The 16,663-nt window shown below is 47.3% G+C and carries 17 protein-coding genes; 1 reads left to right on the top strand and 16 read right to left on the bottom strand.

The genetic code is table 11. The annotated features are described in order from the left end of the window. The first annotated feature begins 21 nt into the window (after window positions 1-21). Complete coding sequence (locus BLU97_RS02810) at window positions 22-996, top strand: polyprenyl synthetase family protein (protein WP_074760154.1); 975 nt, start codon at window positions 22-24, stop codon at window positions 994-996. Window positions 997-1,110: 114 nt separating this feature from the next. Here BLU97_RS02810 and deoC read toward each other — a convergent pair whose 3' ends face one another. The 16 genes from deoC to coaD form a co-directional block, all read right to left on the bottom strand. Beyond that, window positions 1,111-2,046: a deoxyribose-phosphate aldolase gene (gene deoC / locus BLU97_RS02815; RefSeq protein WP_033150612.1), complete on the bottom strand. Its 936-nt coding sequence runs from the start codon at window positions 2,044-2,046 to the stop codon at window positions 1,111-1,113. 29 nt (window positions 2,047-2,075) lie between these two features. Beyond that, window positions 2,076-2,402 (bottom strand): nucleotide pyrophosphohydrolase, encoded by a 327-nt coding sequence (locus tag BLU97_RS02820; RefSeq protein WP_013063304.1) that lies wholly within the window; start codon window positions 2,400-2,402, stop codon window positions 2,076-2,078. After that, window positions 2,399-2,647 (bottom strand): DUF4181 domain-containing protein, encoded by a 249-nt coding sequence (locus BLU97_RS02825; protein WP_074760155.1) that lies wholly within the window; start codon window positions 2,645-2,647, stop codon window positions 2,399-2,401. Before BLU97_RS02825 ends, BLU97_RS02820 begins: the two co-directional genes overlap by 4 nt. A gap of 3 nt (window positions 2,648-2,650) precedes the next feature. After that, window positions 2,651-3,103 carry a D-aminoacyl-tRNA deacylase gene (dtd, locus tag BLU97_RS02830; RefSeq protein ID WP_074760156.1) on the bottom strand — a complete coding sequence of 151 codons (453 nt, stop codon included), beginning with the start codon at window positions 3,101-3,103 and terminating at the stop codon, window positions 2,651-2,653. 339 nt (window positions 3,104-3,442) lie between these two features. Then, a complete protein-coding gene (uvrC, locus tag BLU97_RS02835) occupies window positions 3,443-5,278 on the bottom strand; it encodes an excinuclease ABC subunit UvrC (protein WP_074760157.1) in 1,836 nt (611 codons plus the stop codon). A gap of 105 nt (window positions 5,279-5,383) precedes the next feature. Next, the gene (locus tag BLU97_RS02840) at window positions 5,384-5,911 is read right to left on the bottom strand and encodes an adenine phosphoribosyltransferase (protein WP_013063527.1); all 528 of its coding nucleotides are present in this window, start codon (window positions 5,909-5,911) and stop codon (window positions 5,384-5,386) included. 50 nt (window positions 5,912-5,961) lie between these two features. Continuing rightward, window positions 5,962-7,875 (bottom strand): tRNA uridine-5-carboxymethylaminomethyl(34) synthesis enzyme MnmG, encoded by a 1,914-nt coding sequence (mnmG, locus tag BLU97_RS02845; protein ID WP_074760158.1) that lies wholly within the window; start codon window positions 7,873-7,875, stop codon window positions 5,962-5,964. A 4-nt stretch (window positions 7,876-7,879) separates the two neighbouring features. After that, the gene (locus BLU97_RS02850; protein ID WP_074760159.1) at window positions 7,880-8,278 is read right to left on the bottom strand and encodes a rhodanese-like domain-containing protein; all 399 of its coding nucleotides are present in this window, start codon (window positions 8,276-8,278) and stop codon (window positions 7,880-7,882) included. Window positions 8,279-8,298: 20 nt separating this feature from the next. Then, on the bottom strand, window positions 8,299-9,879 hold the full coding sequence (locus BLU97_RS02855; RefSeq protein WP_074760160.1) for a S41 family peptidase: 1,581 nt from the start codon (window positions 9,877-9,879) through the stop codon (window positions 8,299-8,301). Then, window positions 9,872-11,821, bottom strand: a complete 1,950-nt coding sequence (locus tag BLU97_RS02860; protein ID WP_074760161.1) for a DNA topoisomerase IV subunit B — start codon at window positions 11,819-11,821, stop codon at window positions 9,872-9,874. The genes BLU97_RS02855 and BLU97_RS02860 overlap by 8 nt, the downstream gene beginning before the upstream one ends. After that, entirely contained in the window at window positions 11,818-12,972 is a 1,155-nt protein-coding gene (locus BLU97_RS02865; protein WP_074760162.1) for an N-acetyltransferase, read from the bottom strand. The genes BLU97_RS02860 and BLU97_RS02865 overlap by 4 nt, the downstream gene beginning before the upstream one ends. Window positions 12,973-13,042: 70 nt before the next feature. Next, the gene (locus tag BLU97_RS02870) at window positions 13,043-14,203 is read right to left on the bottom strand and encodes a class I SAM-dependent methyltransferase (RefSeq protein WP_074760163.1); all 1,161 of its coding nucleotides are present in this window, start codon (window positions 14,201-14,203) and stop codon (window positions 13,043-13,045) included. Window positions 14,204-14,206: 3 nt separating this feature from the next. Beyond that, a complete protein-coding gene (locus BLU97_RS02875; RefSeq protein WP_074760164.1) occupies window positions 14,207-15,358 on the bottom strand; it encodes a hypothetical protein in 1,152 nt (383 codons plus the stop codon). A gap of 18 nt (window positions 15,359-15,376) precedes the next feature. After that, on the bottom strand, window positions 15,377-15,757 hold the full coding sequence (locus BLU97_RS02880; RefSeq protein WP_139208771.1) for an FMN-binding protein: 381 nt from the start codon (window positions 15,755-15,757) through the stop codon (window positions 15,377-15,379). 30 nt (window positions 15,758-15,787) lie between these two features. Next, entirely contained in the window at window positions 15,788-16,210 is a 423-nt protein-coding gene (ybeY, locus tag BLU97_RS02885; protein ID WP_074760166.1) for an rRNA maturation RNase YbeY, read from the bottom strand. Window positions 16,211-16,212: 2 nt separating this feature from the next. Continuing rightward, on the bottom strand, window positions 16,213-16,662 hold the full coding sequence (gene coaD, locus BLU97_RS02890) for a pantetheine-phosphate adenylyltransferase (RefSeq protein ID WP_074760167.1): 450 nt from the start codon (window positions 16,660-16,662) through the stop codon (window positions 16,213-16,215). Between the last annotated feature and the right edge of the window lies 1 nt (window position 16,663).

Raw genomic sequence — 16,663 nt, forward strand, 5'->3', positions numbered from 1 at the left:
TGTGCCAAAATTCTGATAATGATGGATTATTTATCGACTATTAGAAAGCCAATCGATGGTGATATGAACAACTTTGTTGAGTTGTTTAAACAGAGTTTGACTCATGGTGAGGGTATGCTTGAGCAGATACTGAAGCATATTCGCGAAAGGGGAGGAAAGCGCATGCGTCCTATGCTGGTTTTCCTTACGGCCAGAAACCTTGGTGAGGTATCGGATGTTACACAGAACGCTGCGCTCGGTTTGGAGTTGCTGCATACAGCCAGTTTGGTTCACGACGATGTGGTGGATGAGAGTTCTGAGCGTCGCGGACAGCCTTCGGTAAATGCTGCTTATAATAATAAGGTGGCTGTGCTTGTAGGCGATTATATCCTTTCTACCGCTCTGTTGCGTGTGGCGCTTTCTGATAATCATAGAATCGTACAACATCTGGCCGAGCTCGGACGTAAGCTGGCTGCTGGCGAGGTGCTTCAGTTGTCGAATGTTTCGAATCAGGAAATCTCGGAAGATATTTATTATCAGGTAATTGACCAGAAAACTGCCGTCTTGTTCGAGTCGTGTTGTATCCTTGGCGCCATCTCTGTAGGCGCATCTGAAGAGATGATAAAGAAGGCTGCAAAATTCGGACATAATGTGGGTATGATATTCCAGATTCGCGACGATATTTTTGATTATTATGATTCTGCAGAAATTGGTAAGCCTACGGGTAACGACATGCTCGAAGGTAAGCTTACTTTGCCTATCATCTATTCGCTTACTCATTATTCTTCTTCTGCTATGTTGACGCTGGCCAAGAAGGTAAAGTCAGGTACTATTAATAAGGACGAGATTGCTGTTCTTATCGAGTTTGCCAAGCAGTATGGCGGTATAAAATATGCCGAAAGAAAGATGGAAGAGTTTGCCCGCGAGGCTCGTAGTTTCATCGATGAATGCGTGAAACCTGAGCTTCAGGATTCGTTTAAGGCTTATCTCGACTACGTTATTCAGCGAAATAAATAGGGTGGTATGCCCTCAGTTCTTATACGAAAGTACTCCAGTCCTTTAATACTAGGACTGGAGTACTTTGGTTAAAGGACTGCAGTCCTCCGTAAGAAGGACTGAGTCTATAACTAATTAGAAGAATTTTACCTCTTCGCCAATCACCTCGCTCAACAGCAGGTTGGCTAGGCGTGATGTACCCATGCGGAACATCTGGTTGGTAAGCCATTTTTCGCCCAGAACCTCTTTTACGATGGTGTAGTATATCAATGCGTCCATCACGCTGTTAAGACCTCCAGCGGGCTTAAAACCAATCATAATGCCTGTCTGGTCGTAGTACTCCTTGATGGCCTGGCACATCACGTAGGCAGCCTCGGGTGTTGCAGCGGGTTCCAGCTTGCCTGTTGAGGTTTTGATATAGTCGGCGCCGGCGTACATAGCCAGTATTGATGCGGTCTTGATGTTCTGTGCAGTCTTCAGGCAACCAGTCTCCAGGATAACCTTCAGTTTGGCATCGCCACACGCCTCTTTTATCTGCTGTATCTCGTCGATACAGGTCTCGTAATCGCCTGAAAGGAATGCACCTACGCTCAGTACCATATCAATTTCGGTAGCGCCGTCCTTAACAGCCAGACCGGTCTCGATGGTTTTAACTTCGATAAGAGCCTGTGATGAGGGGAATGAGCCAGATACGCAAGCTACCTCAACACCTTCGATCTCAAGTGTCTCAGAAACCACTTTTGCAAAGCGTGGATACACGCAGATGGTGGCTACGTGGGGTAGGTTAGGGTACTGCTCTTCGAACTGGTTTACGCGCTCTGTAAAGGCCAGTACGCTCTCGTCGCTATCGGTAGTTTTCAGAGTGGTGAGTTCCACGCTACCCATCAGAAATTTCTTTACCTCAAGGGTGTCGTTCTCGGCTACTTTCTCGGCAATGATTGTCTTCACTGCTTCCTTCACTTCCTCGTCGGTAATGTCGAGGTTGTACTTACTCAGAGCCTCTTCCATGCGGCTCTTCTGAGGCATCTCAAAGTGGTGATGATGCTCGTGCTCGTGCTTGTGTTCTGCCATAATTGCTTGTTGTTATATTGTTAAAACTGTTATGCTTTTAATTTCTCGTTGTGTATGTGGCGAAGCGAATCGCGCTGGGTCTTTTTCTCGATGGATTTCTGCAACTCTTCGGTCAGATCTACGCCTGTCTGATTGGCCAGACAGAGCAGTACCCAAAGTATATCGGCCATCTCTTCGCCCAGGTTGTCTTTCTCGCCTTCTTTAAAGCTTTGATCGCCGTACTTGCGAGCCATCACACGGGCCAGTTCGCCAACTTCTTCAGTCAGAACAGCCATATTCGTCAGCTCCGAAAAGTAGCGTACGCCATATTCCTTTATCCAGCGGTCAACCGCCTCTTGTGCTTCTTTTATCGTCATTTTGCCATTACCATTTGAATGATTAGTATGAAGATGCAGATGAGTAGAATCACGATATACTGCTTGTTTTCGCGCTCGTATTCCTTCCAGTGGAAGGCTTTATAGAGAAATAGTGCTAGGAACATCAGCAATCCCACGCCGCATGGCCAGGCTCCGATAGCATAGCTTTTTACCATCGATAGTATTACGCCGATGACCAATAATAGGGCGCTCGCCAGTTCTAGTTCTTTCAGATATCTCTTCATCTATTATTCCTTGTTTTTTGTGTCCATGCAGATGGTTACAGGACCGTCGTTAAGCAGTTCTACTTTCATATCGGCGCCGAATTCGCCTGTGGCTACCTGCTTGCCGATGGCCTCTGACAGCTGTGCGCAGAAGGCCTGGTAGAGTGGGATGGAGTGTTCGTGAGAGCCTGCACGGAACCATGAAGGCCGATTGCCCTTTTTGTAGCTTGCGTACAGTGTGAACTGGCTGACTACCAGACAGTTGCCGTCAATATCGAGTATCGAACGGTTCATTACATCGTTCTCATCGCCAAACACGCGCAGATTGGCTATCTTTTTTACCAGCCAATCCACATCTTCCATTGAGTCTTCATCGCAAATGCCCAACAGAATCAGGTAGCCCATGTCTATCTGTCCATTTAGTTTTCCATCTATGGTAACGCTGGCGTGGGTAACGCGTTGTATTACTGCTCTCATTATTTAATTTGTTATTTTGCCGCAAAGATACGACATTTAGCTGAATTATGCAAATTAATTATGATTTGTTTTCGATGCTAGCGTTGCAATGTTGCCGTTGCAACGTTGCATGAAGGAGTATAATAGTTATTTTATAGTATTTCTATTTATCATAATCCGGTAATATATCGGATATCCTTTCTGTGTAGGGGTAGGATAGTCCTTATTGCAACGTTGCAACGGCAACGCTGCAACGTTTTGCAAGTGTGATGTTTAGCTGTGGCAAATGCCGTATTTAGTGCTAACAAATATTCCCAGGTAGGGAAAATTTTGTTCCCTCACTGGGAAAATATATTTCGGTCACTTGCCGGCTTTTTGTTGGAAGTGCTCAAATACTATTTTGGCTTTCGCAGGACCTATTATATCTGATAGGGTAGATAGTTTGGCCTCGCGTATCTTTTTAACCGATTTAAGGGCATTTAGAAGCTCGTCACGTGTTTTGGGGCCGATGCCCTTGATGTCGTCTAGCTCTGAGTGTAAAGCGCGCTTAGAACGCTTGTCTCGATGGAAAGTGATAGCAAAGCGGTGAACCTCATCCTGTATCTGCGTGAGTACATGAAAGAGTTCAGATTCTACCTTTAGGGCAATCTTCATTGGAGGGAATCCGTACAACAGTTCGTTGGTGCGGTGACGATCGTCTTTAGCTAGTCCGGCGATAGGTATATCCAGGTTCAGTTCGTCCTGAATTACCTCGCGGATTACCTCCATTTGTCCTTTACCACCATCGGCAATAATCAGGTCGGGTAGGGGCTGCTCTTCTTCAATCAATCGCGAATAACGGCGGTGTACAACCTCTTTCATCGAGGCATAATCATCTGGACCAACTACAGTCTTGATGTTATAGCGCTTATAATCACTCTTGGAGGGTTTCATTTTTTTGAAAACAATACAAGCCGCTACGGCATCTGTACCTGATATGTTTGAGTTGTCGAAACATTCTATCTGGTAGGGTAGTGTGGGCAGATGTAGCTTGTCCTGCAGTTCTTTCATCAGTCGCGTTTGTTTCTGCTCAGGATTCAGTTTTTCGGCCTGTTTTAAGCGGTCGAATTTATACTCCTTACAGTTCATCATAGAGAGGTCTAACAGCATCTTTTTATCGCCCAATTTGGGTATGGTAAACTTCACGCCTTCTAGTTCTACATCCACTTCTTTTTGGACGATGATTTCTTTCGAATCGCTCTTAAAACGTTCTCTGATTTCTACGATACCTAACTGTAGTAGTTCTTCGTCGGTCTCGTTCAGTTTCTTTTTATATTCGATTGTAAAACTCTGGTTGATGCTGCCGTTTGATACGTGAATATAGTTGATGAATGCCATCTTTTCGTCGGATGTAATCGTAAATACGTCCACTTTATCGATGGTTTGACTAACTACCTGACTCTTGCTAACAAAGCCGTCGAGTGCCAGATACTTACGTTTTACTTCTTCGGCTTCCTCGAATCTCAGTTCTTCAGAGAGTCGGAGCATCTCGTCTTTTAAATCCCTCAATACCTCTCGAGTATTTCCTTTCAGGATCTCACGTGCTTGAGCGATGTTCTTTTGATAATCCTCGTAGGTCTGTTTGCCTACGCAGGGACCCTTACATTTCTTGATGTGATAGTCTAAACAAACGCGATATCTTCCGCTTTCAACGCCCTCTTTTGTGATGGGCTGGCGGCATGTACGTGGCTGATACAGCTCTTTTATCAGATTCAGCACATCGTACATAGCGCTTACTTTGGCGTAAGGTCCGTAATACGATCCCCAATGTTTGTTGATGGTACGTGTTTTAAAGATGCGTGGGAAGAATTCGTTGGTGATGACGATAGAAGGGTAGGTCTTTCCGTCTTTCAATAATACGTTATAACGTGGATTGTATTTCTTTATGAGCGAATTTTCTAAGAGTAGGGCATCCTCTTCGGTATTTACTACGGTGTAGCTGATATCGAATATCTTGCTGACGAGTACTTTTGTTTTGAATCTGTCTACTTCAGTATGAAAGTAGCTCGATACTCTGTTTTTTAAACTTTTCGCCTTTCCTACGTAGATGATGTTGTGATCCTCGTCGTAAAACTGGTAGCTGCCAGGTTTGTCTGGCAACCTACGTACGATACCCTTAAGATATTCTAATCGCTTTTCGTTTTCTTCCTTCGTCATCTTTGTTTGCGCGTTTTGTTTTGTGTACCTTTTTAATTTATCAGTCCCGCGAACCCTTAGTGTTTAAAGGTGTTTCGCGGGACTGTGTTTCACGTGGAACAATTATTAGATAGTGAGTAACGTTGTCAGGTCAATACCTTTAAACTCGTCTCTACCATGTAATCCCTCGTCTGTAATTTCAATAATAAAATTGATGAATACCTTCTTGGGGTGGAAGTGCTGTACAAGTTTGTAAGCAGCCTTGGCGGTTCCGCCTGTTGCTAACAGATCATCGTGAATCAGAACCACATCGTCGGGCTCGATAGAATCGATGTGCATCTCGATGGTATCTACACCATATTCCTTAGAGAATGATTCTTTGATAACTGTAGCGGGCAGCTTTCCTGGTTTTCTTGCCATCACGAAACCGCAACCTAATCTGGCTGCGAGGGCAGCGCCAAGGATGAAACCGCGACTTTCGATACCAACAATCTTGGTGATGCCTTTATCTTTGTAAAGCTCGACCAATTCATCCATCATAATCTTCATGCACTCGGCATTCTTGTAGAGTGTAGTAACATCTCTGAAGTTGATGCCCTTCTTGGGGAAATCTGGTATGCAACGCAGATTGTCAATCAATGTTTTGTTGTTCATAATCAGTGAGTTATGCTTGTTTGTTCTATTCTTTCGTTTCACGTGGAACATTATCTGCCCATCAGTACCAATAGCACATTAATGTCGCTGGGCGATACGCCTGGGATGCGACTGGCCTGTGCTAACGTCTCGGGCTGAATTTTCAGCAGCTTCTGTCGGCATTCGGTAGAAAGCCCCTGCAATTCTTCGTAGTTAAAGCGACCTTTTATTCGGATATTCTCCAAACGGTGCATCTTGTCGGCCACCAATCGTTCGCGTTCGATATAACCTTTATATTTCATACGAATCTCTGCTGCTTCGGCTATTTCTTCTTTTCGATTAGATGGACGGTCAAGTGCTTCTTTCAGCGATGGAATCACTTCCGAAAGGTTCTTGAGGTTCAACTGCGGACGGTTTACCAAATCTGAGAGTTTGCAGCCAAACTGGAGTGGGGTAGTACCAAGAGCTTCGAGTGATGAGTTAATCAGTCGAGGTTTGATGGCGAAGTTCTGACAGAAAGCCTCGATTTCTTCGATAGCTTGCTTTTTCTGTAGCCACCAATCGTAGCGGTCTTTTTTTACAATACCTAATTCATACGCCTTTTCTGTGAGTCGCGCATCGGCATCGTCCTGTCGTAGCAGAATGCGATATTCAGCTCTTGAGGTAAACATACGGTAAGGCTCATCAACGCCTTTGGTTACCAAATCATCGATTAATACGCCAATATATGCTTCGTCGCGATGCAGTACAAACTGCTTGTTGGCTGTATCGCTAGCAGCGCAGCCAGCTTTAAGTGCTGCGTTGATACCCGCCAAGGTTCCTTGTCCGCCAGCTTCCTCGTAACCGGTTGTTCCGTTAACCTGTCCGGCCATGAATAATCCATCTATAATCTTTGATTCCAACGAGTGATTCAGTTGGGTAGGATCGAAGAAATCGTATTCGATGGCGTAACCTGGGCGATATACCTTTACGTCTCTGAAGGCTGGCATTTTTTTCAGCGCCTCTATCTGAACATCCATCGGCAGCGACGACGAGAAGCCATTCAGATACATCTCGTTGGTGTCCTCGCCCTCTGGCTCCAGGAATAATGGATGCTTATCGCGGTCGGGGAATGTAACAAGCTTTGTTTCGATTGAGGGACAATAACGTGGTCCTATCGATTGAATCTGACCGTTATATAGCGGTGAATCCGCCAATCCACTCTTCAGAATCTCATGTACTTCGGCGTTGGTGTTTACTGTCCAGCAAGGCAATTGTTTTAATGCGCCACCTTTATTCATATAGCTGAACTGATAGGGGCGTGTTTCGCCTGGCTGTACTTCAAGATCCTCGAAATGAACCGAACGCTTATCAATACGTACAGGTGTTCCTGTCTTCATGCGGGCTGCTGTTACGCCGTGACGGGTGATACTCTCGGTGAAATGGGGTACGGCAGGTTCGGCTATACGACCGCCTGCTACCATCTTTCTGCCGATATGCATCAAACCGTTAAGAAACGTTCCTGCGGTGATTACAATGCTCTTGGCGTAGATTTCTGTACCCCAGATGGTACGTACTCCAATGGCACGGATATCGCCGCTCTCAGAGCCTGAAATGGGCTCTGTAAGCAATTCGTCGGCCTGATCCTGCCACACATCCAGATTATCGGTTTCATCGATTGTCTTGCGCCATTCCCAGATAAACTTGCCGCGATCGCATTGCGCACGAGGACTCCAAACAGCGGGTCCTTTGCCTACGTTAAGCATGCGGAACTGGATAGAAGTGGCATCTGTAACCAATCCCATCTGACCTCCTAAAGCGTCTATCTCTCTGACTATCTGGCCTTTAGCAATGCCGCCTATAGCTGGATTGCACGACATTTGTGCAATCTTGTTCATATCCATCGTTACCAGACAAGTCTTCGCACCCATGTTGGCCGAAGCACAAGCGGCCTCGCATCCCGCGTGACCGCCTCCGATAACAATTACATCGTACTTTAATATCATATTCTTATTTTACTGTCTCTTTCTCGGCTTCTTTCCATGCCGTAATGCCGCCTTTAAGGTTCAGTACCTTGTAACCTTCGGTTGCCAGTTTTCCTGCTGCTATGCTGCTACGATGACCAGTGCGGCAATATACCATGATGGTCTTTTCCTTAGGTAGCATGTCTGTTGCTTTCTTCATGAAATTCAGACTATCTTTCACGTCGATATTGATAGCGCCTTTCAGGTGTTCTGCATTAAATTCCTCAGGTGTGCGTACATCTACCAGCACGCAGTCGTTGGCGCAGTTCTCGAGTGTTTTTTGGAATTCATCTACATCGATTGATTTAAACGCATTGTTGGCGTTCTGTGCCCATCCCAGAATACCTGCTGCCATGAGCATCATCGATAAAAATAGTTTTTTCATGATCAGTCCTTTCTTTTATGTTAGTTATTATTAGCAATTACCTCGAGTGCGCGCTTTACCATCGCGTTTTCTTCGTTGAATACAGAGAAATACTCGCTCATATCCCAAATGTCACGTGCTATTAAAGCTTTCAGTTGTAAGCGTAGATAGGGCAGTGTTTTTTCGAGCTCTGCCTGATCTTTGGGTTTGATATTCTGTTTCTCACCATTCTTTAGAATGGTGTCTACCAAATCCTGTGGTACTTCATACTTTTCCTTGAACTCAGCGAACGATGGCCAAGCCTTCTTCAGCTGCTTGCGGTGATTGTCCACATAGCGCAGGTTCTGCTGCAGAATGATGCTCTTGGCTGCCAGCTCGCGATGGAACTTGGTATAGATGGTGGTATCCAGCGGACAGTATTCGTCGGGCATGATGCCTCCACCGCCGTAAACGGTACGATGCTCGCGTAATGTCTGATATTTCAGCGAGTCGGCAAAGTGGATACTGTCGGCATTCGTCAACTCGCCGCTTTTCAGTCGGTTAATCACGTCCATCGCATAGTCGCGGTTTTCGCCTTTGGTGTAGGGTTTCTGAATACAACGACCTGATGGGGTGTAGTAATGTGCGATGGTGAGACGAATCATAGAGCCGTCGGGCAAATCGAGTGGGCGCTGGACAAGACCTTTACCGAATGTACGGCGACCAACCACAATACCGCGGTCCTGATCCTGTATCGCTCCGGTTACAATTTCGGCCGCTGACGCCGTATAACTGTCAACGAGTACAATTACCTTACCCTGACGAAAAACGCCGCTTCCATCGGCCTTATATTCTGTTCTAGGCACCTTTCTGCCCTCGGTGTACACTATCAGATCGTTTCTCTGCAGAAATTCGTTGGCAATATCCACCGCAGCCTTCAGATAGCCGCCGCCATTCTCCTGCAAATCCAGAATGAGATGCTGCATACCCTGGTCGCGCAGCGTTTTCAGTCCCGCCAAGAACTCCTGATGGGTTGTAGCGCCGAAATTGCCAATACGTATATAGCCTATCTGCGGACGGATCATATAGACGGCATCTACCGATTTTACAGGGATTTTATCGCGTGTAACGGTAAATGTAAGACGGTCTTTGATGCCTTGGCGGATAACGCCTAGTTTTACTTTCGTGCCCTTAGGACCACGTAGGCGCTTCATAATCTCCTCTTTCGACATTTTTACGCCAGCGATAGCCGAATCGTTTACCGATATGATTCTATCGCCAGCGATGATGCCAACCTTTTCTGAAGGACCGTTTGTGACGGGCTGGATTACCAGCAGCGTGTCCTCGATAAGGTTAAACTGTACGCCGATACCCTCAAAATTGCCTGCAAGGGGCTCGTTGGCATCTTTCACCTCCTTGGGTGTAAGATACGAAGAGTGGGGGTCCAGCTTATCTAGCATGCCTCTGATACCGTCTTCAACCAGTTTTTTCTCGTCTACACTATCTACATAGAGGTTGCTGATGGCTATCTCGGCAAACTGCAGCTTGCGTAGAGGCGAGTCATCGCTGTTGTTGATACGGAACTGCGCGTGGGCATTCATCGATGCCATACACAGCAGCAAAGAGGCAAGTGTCTTATTCATAAATGTCTTCTTCAGGGCGGTCTTCCTCAACCACCAGATTATCGATAATAAAGTTCTGGCGTTCCATGGTGTTCTTACCCATGTAGTATTCCAGCAACTTAGCTACTTGGTCGTTTTTGTGCAGCGTTACCTGCTCCAGACGCATGTCGGGACCGATAAAACCAGCGAATTCATCGGGCGAAATCTCACCAAGACCTTTAAATCGGGTAATCTCAGGATCGGGGCCTAACTCCTCGATAGCCTTCTGTCGCTCTTCGTCGCTATAGCAATAACGAGTGATGAAATCGCTCTTTTTGTCAGATTTAGCATCCGCTTCGGCGATAGTCTTCTTGTTTTTGATCTTTGTGCGACGGTTACGAACGCGGAACAATGGAGTTTGCAGCACGTAAACATGCCCTTTCTTAATGAGTTCGGGGAAGAACTGCAGGAAGAAGGTGATGATGAGCAGGCGGATATGCATACCGTCCACATCGGCATCGGTGGCCACAATAACCTTATTATATCTCAGTGTGTCCAGACTCTCTTCGATGTCGAGGGCAGCCTGTAACAGGTTGAATTCTTCGTTCTCGTAAACCACCTTTTTGGTTAATCCAAAGCAGTTCAGCGGTTTACCACGCAATGAGAATACGGCCTGCGTGTTTACATCGCGGCTCTTGGTGATGCTTCCGCTGGCTGAGTCACCCTCGGTGATAAAGATGCACGACTCCTCCTTGCGATCGTTCTTCACATCGCTGAAGTGGATACGGCAATCGCGCAGTTTGCGGTTGTGCAGATTGGCTTTCTTGGCACGTTCGCGGGCCAGTTTTGTTACACCAGCCATTGCCTTGCGGTCGCGCTCGCTCTCTTTAATCTTATTCTCAAGCACTTCTGCCACATCCTGATGGATATGCAGGTAGTTGTCAACCTCAGTCTTGATAAAGTCGCCTACGTATTTATTGATGCTCACACCGCCCTCAGGAGCCATGGTGAGCGAGCCCAGTTTGATCTTAGTCTGACTCTCGAACAGCGGCTCCTCTACGTTGATGGCGATGGCAGCTACGATACCTGTGCGGATATCGCCGTATTCGTATTTGCCGTAGAACTCCTTGATAGTACGGGCAATATGCTCTTTAAAGGCGCTCTGATGTGTTCCGCCCTGGGTGGTATGCTGTCCGTTTACAAACGAGTAATACTCCTCGCCATACTGGTTTGCATGGGTAAAGGCTATCTCGATATCCTCGCCCTGCAGGTGAACAATCGGGTAGAGTGCATCGCTGGTCATGCGGTCTTTCAGCAGATCCTCAAGTCCGTGACGCGACAGAATGCGGCGACCGTTGTACATAATGGTCAGTCCGATGTTCAGATATGTATAGTTGCGAAGCATGTTTTCTACGATTTCATCGTGGAACTTGTAGTTGATGAACTTCGTAGCATCGGGTTCAAAGTAGATGTATGTACCGTTCTCGTCCTCCGAAGGTTCGGTTACGTCGCTAATCAGCTTACCGCACTCAAAAACGGCCTTGCGCACCTTACCATCGCGGTAGCTGTGTACCTCAAAATGGCTGCTCAGCGCGTTAACGGCCTTCACACCCACACCATTCAGTCCGATCGACTTCTTAAAGGCCTTAGAATCGAACTTACCACTGGTGTTCAGAATGCTTACCGATTCAATCAGTTTTCCTTGTGGAATGCCTCGTCCGTAGTCGCGAACCGAGATACGCAGGTTATCCTCTACGTTTACTTCGATTCTATCGCCGGCTTTCATCTTGAATTCGTCGATAGAGTTATCAAACACTTCCTTCAGCAGTACGTAGATACCGTCTTCTGCTGATGATCCGTCGCCTAATCGGCCGATATACATACCAGGGCGCAAGCGGATATGCTCCAAACCTGTAAGGGTCTGGATATTACCTTCGTCGTAATTGACGGTTTCGGGATTAATCAGGTTGTTATCTTCGTTCATAGATTCTTTTTGAAACATCTTCTGCGTTTATGTTGAGTGTGCTCCAGATACTGCCACTGGCTCTGCACTTTCTCGTTTGTCTCCATTTCAACGTTGGTTTCGCCCCACTTGAAGCCGTATTTCTGGTAGCGTGGGATGAGGTCGTAGAACAGCAGGGCGTTGGCACCCTTCTGCTGATATTCGGGCAGGATGCCTACCAACATCAGATCTACACACTCGGCCTTGTGGAATTTGAGTGCTCTCAGACAATGCCACCATCCGAATGGCCACAAACGGCCTCGGCGACACTTCTGCAGGGCACGAGTCATGGAGGTAATCGAGATGCCCACACCAACGATGTCGTGGTTAGGTGTGTTCCAGTCTTCAATCAAGCAAATCAAGTCCATATCCAGCATGGGAAAGTACATCTTCAGATACTCATCTATCTGAGCCTCAGTCATTTGTGAGTAGCCGTACAGATGTCCGAAGGTCTTGTTTACTACATCGAGCACCTTGCGACCAATCTGCTCCTTACCAAACACCTGACTGCGTTTGGGGTGTGCTGGGTGCAGGTTATAGCGCTTCATTACCAGCTCGGCAATCTTCTTGAACTTCTCGGGGATACCCTCTTTGGGCACGATGAGCTTGAACTCCACGTAGTCGTTATCTTTCTCCCAGCCGCCTAACTGTTCCAGGTGCTTGGGGTAGTAGGGGTAGTTGTAGATAGTGGCCATGGTGCCCATCTGGTCGAAGCCTTCGATGAGCATGCCCTCTGGGTCCATATCCGTAAAGCCTAACGGACCAACAATCTCTGTCATGCCTTTCTCTCGGCCCCATTGCTCAGCGGCATCAAACAATGCCTTGCTCACCTCTAAATCGTCGATGAAATCTACCCAACCAAAGCGCAGGCTCTGGCGATTCCACTTATCGTTGGCGCGATGATTAATGATGGCGGCTATACGTCCAGCCACCTTACCATCCTTGTAAGCCAGGAAATATTCGGCTTCGCAAAACTCGAAGGCGGCATTCTTGTCTTTACTCAGAGTGTGCAAATCGTCGCTGAACAAATTGGGCGCATCGTACTGATTGCCCTTATACAAGTCGTAATGGAAGTCGATAAAAGCCTCAAGACTTTTTTTATCTGTGACTTTTCTAATTTCTACTGCTGACATATTCTCTCTTTGTTCGTTAAGCTTAAAAACGATGCAAAGATAACAAAAAAGTGGGAAATAACAAAAAATATTATGATATTTTTCGGCAAACCAGCAGCAGATGGCCCTTCTCGGCACTTGTTGTGGCGAAAATATATACCTCGCCGCCGTCTTTCAGCTTCAGTCGCTTTCTCAGGTCGGCTACTGATAATGGGAAGTTCCTCACGGCGATATTGGCTTGGGTAATACCTGCCAAGCCTGTTTTTAACTCTCGTTTGTTCATTGTGCAGACGCGTTCGATCACAAATCCGCGCCCAGGAAAATCGGGGATGGTCTGGTCAGATAGGAACAAATGACTGTTCTTATCGGGCTGACTGATGCCGAAGCGTTGAGCTATGAGTTGGAAGCATCCGGCCTTCATTACCGATGCATTGGGTTCGTACAGATATTGGGGATTGGGTGGTTGCTGATAAAAATTGCGGATTTCATCGTTCGATGAATAGCTGAATACCTGCCCGTCGTTTACGCAGAACACCTTTAGATGCTGGGCTTTTCGTTCGACGACCAAGAGCAGTTCTTTGCACTCGTTGGCCACCGAAACGATATGAACTTCGCTTACATTCCCAATGTCCGAAACAGCCTTCTGCCAATCGAGCATGGGTGATAGTTTTATCATTACACGATCGGCTTTTTCAAGCATTTCATCGATAAGTTCCAGCACGTTTGGCGTGCAATCGGCAATGCCGTAGGTGCGCCCGCCGTGCTCATTGCGTCGGGCTGGGTCGATGAATATCAGATCGGCATGCTCCATCTGGTGCAGATAGGCCACACCATCGTTGCACACTACCTTGATGTGCTGTAAGCCTAAGCAGGCGTAGTTAGCCGATGAAATGGCGCATAATGCTGCCTGCTGCTCCACGTGTACGGCTTCGGCAAAGTTGACCGACATAAATGCCATATCAACGCCAAAACCAGCGGTTAAATCTACAATTCTCTCACCTTTGCCGGCTATCTGGGCTTTATAGCGGGCTGTGGCTTCGCTCGAGCATTGCTCCATCGACAGGTGAGGCGGATACACAATGTCGTCGTTAGCTGCCCACGATGGTATTTTTACGCGCGCTTTCTGCCGGCCTGCTATCTGGTCGAGTGCGTACGTCATGTCCACCTCAGGGTTCTTCTTGCCTTGAAGTGCCAGTTGCCGTACGTCGTCGTTAGCATGACTACGGATGAATGCGAGCGTGGCCTCGTTCATTGTTTATAATGATGCGATAAAGTCTTCGAACAGCTTGCGGTTCTTGCCTGGTGTGATAATGTGATGATTACCAATGGGGTGGGTTAGGAAGTAGGCAGTCTGTTCATTATCAGTCAGTTGTATTACCTGCTGCGTGCGACAGAGGTCGGGCTTGGCCTGATTTCTAACCAGTTCGCCTTCGGCCATGAAACTTCGCTTCAGATCGCCTGATACCTTGAATACTGTAACGGGGCCTTCCTTCATGAAACCTCTGATTCCAACGCCTATTCCCGACTCAAAATGCGTATCCAGTTCGTAGCGCTCTACCATATTCAATGGTATGGTGCAATGCGCAAACAGCATCTCACCTGTTTCGGGGTTAATCTGCGATGGATTGGCCTGGAAACCTGATACGCCTAACAAGGCATTGGTGATAGCCATCGATAACATGGCTGGTACATCGCCTTCGCAACCGGCCACAATACCTTCGGCATTCAGCTTAGCCAACGCCCAGCAACCAGTATTGTGAACAGCCGTCAGCAAGTCGAAGCAACGCAGCGTAAAGCCCTGCAGATGATGCTTGGAAACGATAGCTTTCAGGGCCTGATAGATACGGTCGGGCATCTCGCCTTCGGTGATCTTATCGATACCCTCTAACAGCTCCGAAATGGGAACTTCTACCAACTCGATACCTAACTTGGTTTTTACGGCTTTGGGATCGGCTACGCTCGAAATCAGCCAGTCGGAAGGCTTGCCGATGATACCATAGCGAGTGCCGTTAAGCCTGTGTTTGGCCTCCTGAACCTTCTGCAAGGCCTGCAGACGGCGTGCGATGTAATCGGCACTTCCGTGAATTATCTCGCCCTGCAGGTAGTTCTGCTGCAGATACGAGAGAATCTCCATCGATGCTGCCAGCGAGTTGCTTTTACCCGATGTGAGCAGATAGAAAGGGGCCTGTGACTGCTGACGCAGCTGGGGCAGCAAGCGCTTAAAAATGCCCTCGGTACCACCTGTGCGCACATAAATGACCGATAGCGTGTGAGTGCCGTAATCGCTGTAATCGTTGCCTTTCAGCGTGTATTCAATCCCTAAGCTACCCAGAAACTCCTGAGTAACTGTTCCTACAGCCGCCTCGTCGTGCAGCTCCGAAGTGAGTGTATAAATGGCTATATCCATAGGCTTTTTGCACCGTGATTAGTGCTTAGAATAGTAATCCAATCCTAACTGTACGTTCTCGATAACAGCTTTCGATGAGTAGGTGGCGCCTGTTACGGCATCAACCTTCATCTTCTTGGCATCCTTTACCTTTACGCCGTTCCACTTGTCCAGCAGGTTCTTCTTCACCTTCAGGAAGTATTTGGGGGTCTCCTGGTTTTTCAATGCCTCAATCTTTACCACCTTGTTCTTCTGGATATAGATTTTAACTGGTGTAGTGCCCAAAAAGCCCTGCACATCCTTACCCAGCTGGGTGGTGTTGATTACTGTCATCCCGTTTTCCTTTGTCATCGTGTCGTCGGCCACCCAGCTCATCAGCGTGAGGGCAACAACCATCAGTGAGCAGCAGCTCACAGTCATCATCAATCTCTTCATATTTTTCCTAAAAACTTATTCTTCTTCTTTCAGCATGGCAAGTGCCTTATCCTCAGCGGCTTCCATAATTTCGCGCTCGCCTGGGCCCTTGTCGTTAATGCCGCACAGGTGCAGAATGCCGTGAATGATTACACGGTGCAGCTCCTCGTCGTAGGGGCGACCGAACTTGTCGGCGTTGGTAAACACCGTGTCGACAGAGATATAGATATCACCGCTGATGGTTTTACCCTCGCAGTAGTCGAAGGTGATGATATCCGTATAGTAGTCGTGACCCAAGAACTGGTTGTTCACTTCGAGAATCTTCTCATCGTTCACGAACAAATAGCCGATTTCACCGACTTTCTTACCATAACTGGCTGCCACCTGGCGAATCCAGTTAGTAGTCTCTCGCTTCTTGATGTTAGGGAATTTCACTCCCTCTGCTTCGTATATAATCATAGTTAATGTTTTTTCGGTATATAAGCACTTACATCTACGCCAAAATGCTGCAGCTCGCGCACAGCACTCGATGACACGCTGGCCAGTTCTGGCTCAGTATAAAGCAGAATCGTCTCGATACCACCCAGACGGCGATTAAAATCGGCCTGCCATTGCTCATACTCAAAGTCGCTCGCTGTGCGCACGCCTTTTACGATGAATTGGGCGTTTTCGGCTTTGGCAAAGTCCATCGCTAAGCCGTGATAGGGTTTCACTTCTATGCGTGGATCATCGGCATAGAGCTCTTTGATGGCCTGCATACGCTCCTCGGCTTTGGGCATATCGGGCTTGTGAACATTATCGCCAACCACGCCGATTACCAATCGGTCGAAGAGTGGCAATGCACGTCGCACGATAGAATCGTGGCCAATTGTAAAGGGGTTGAAACTCCCCACAAATATTCCTGTTTTCATA

The organism is Xylanibacter ruminicola, assembly GCF_900107775.1.
GTDB classification, from domain to species: domain Bacteria; phylum Bacteroidota; class Bacteroidia; order Bacteroidales; family Bacteroidaceae; genus Prevotella; species Prevotella ruminicola_C.

Coding starts and splice junctions, on each gene's coding strand:
- BLU97_RS02810 (WP_074760154.1), top strand. CDS start 22: ATGGATTATTTATCGACTATTAGAAAGCCAATCGATGGTGATATGAAC.
- deoC (WP_033150612.1), bottom strand. CDS start 2,046: ATGGCAGAACACAAGCACGAGCACGAGCATCATCACCACTTTGAGATG.
- BLU97_RS02820 (WP_013063304.1), bottom strand. CDS start 2,402: ATGACGATAAAAGAAGCACAAGAGGCGGTTGACCGCTGGATAAAGGAA.
- BLU97_RS02825 (WP_074760155.1), bottom strand. CDS start 2,647: ATGAAGAGATATCTGAAAGAACTAGAACTGGCGAGCGCCCTATTATTG.
- dtd (WP_074760156.1), bottom strand. CDS start 3,103: ATGAGAGCAGTAATACAACGCGTTACCCACGCCAGCGTTACCATAGAT.
- uvrC (WP_074760157.1), bottom strand. CDS start 5,278: ATGACGAAGGAAGAAAACGAAAAGCGATTAGAATATCTTAAGGGTATC.
- BLU97_RS02840 (WP_013063527.1), bottom strand. CDS start 5,911: ATGAACAACAAAACATTGATTGACAATCTGCGTTGCATACCAGATTTC.
- mnmG (WP_074760158.1), bottom strand. CDS start 7,875: ATGATATTAAAGTACGATGTAATTGTTATCGGAGGCGGTCACGCGGGA.
- BLU97_RS02850 (WP_074760159.1), bottom strand. CDS start 8,278: ATGAAAAAACTATTTTTATCGATGATGCTCATGGCAGCAGGTATTCTG.
- BLU97_RS02855 (WP_074760160.1), bottom strand. CDS start 9,879: ATGAATAAGACACTTGCCTCTTTGCTGCTGTGTATGGCATCGATGAAT.
- BLU97_RS02860 (WP_074760161.1), bottom strand. CDS start 11,821: ATGAACGAAGATAACAACCTGATTAATCCCGAAACCGTCAATTACGAC.
- BLU97_RS02865 (WP_074760162.1), bottom strand. CDS start 12,972: ATGTCAGCAGTAGAAATTAGAAAAGTCACAGATAAAAAAAGTCTTGAG.
- BLU97_RS02870 (WP_074760163.1), bottom strand. CDS start 14,203: ATGAACGAGGCCACGCTCGCATTCATCCGTAGTCATGCTAACGACGAC.
- BLU97_RS02875 (WP_074760164.1), bottom strand. CDS start 15,358: ATGGATATAGCCATTTATACACTCACTTCGGAGCTGCACGACGAGGCG.
- BLU97_RS02880 (WP_139208771.1), bottom strand. CDS start 15,757: ATGACTGTGAGCTGCTGCTCACTGATGGTTGTTGCCCTCACGCTGATG.
- ybeY (WP_074760166.1), bottom strand. CDS start 16,210: ATGATTATATACGAAGCAGAGGGAGTGAAATTCCCTAACATCAAGAAG.
- coaD (WP_074760167.1), bottom strand. CDS start 16,662: ATGAAAACAGGAATATTTGTGGGGAGTTTCAACCCCTTTACAATTGGC.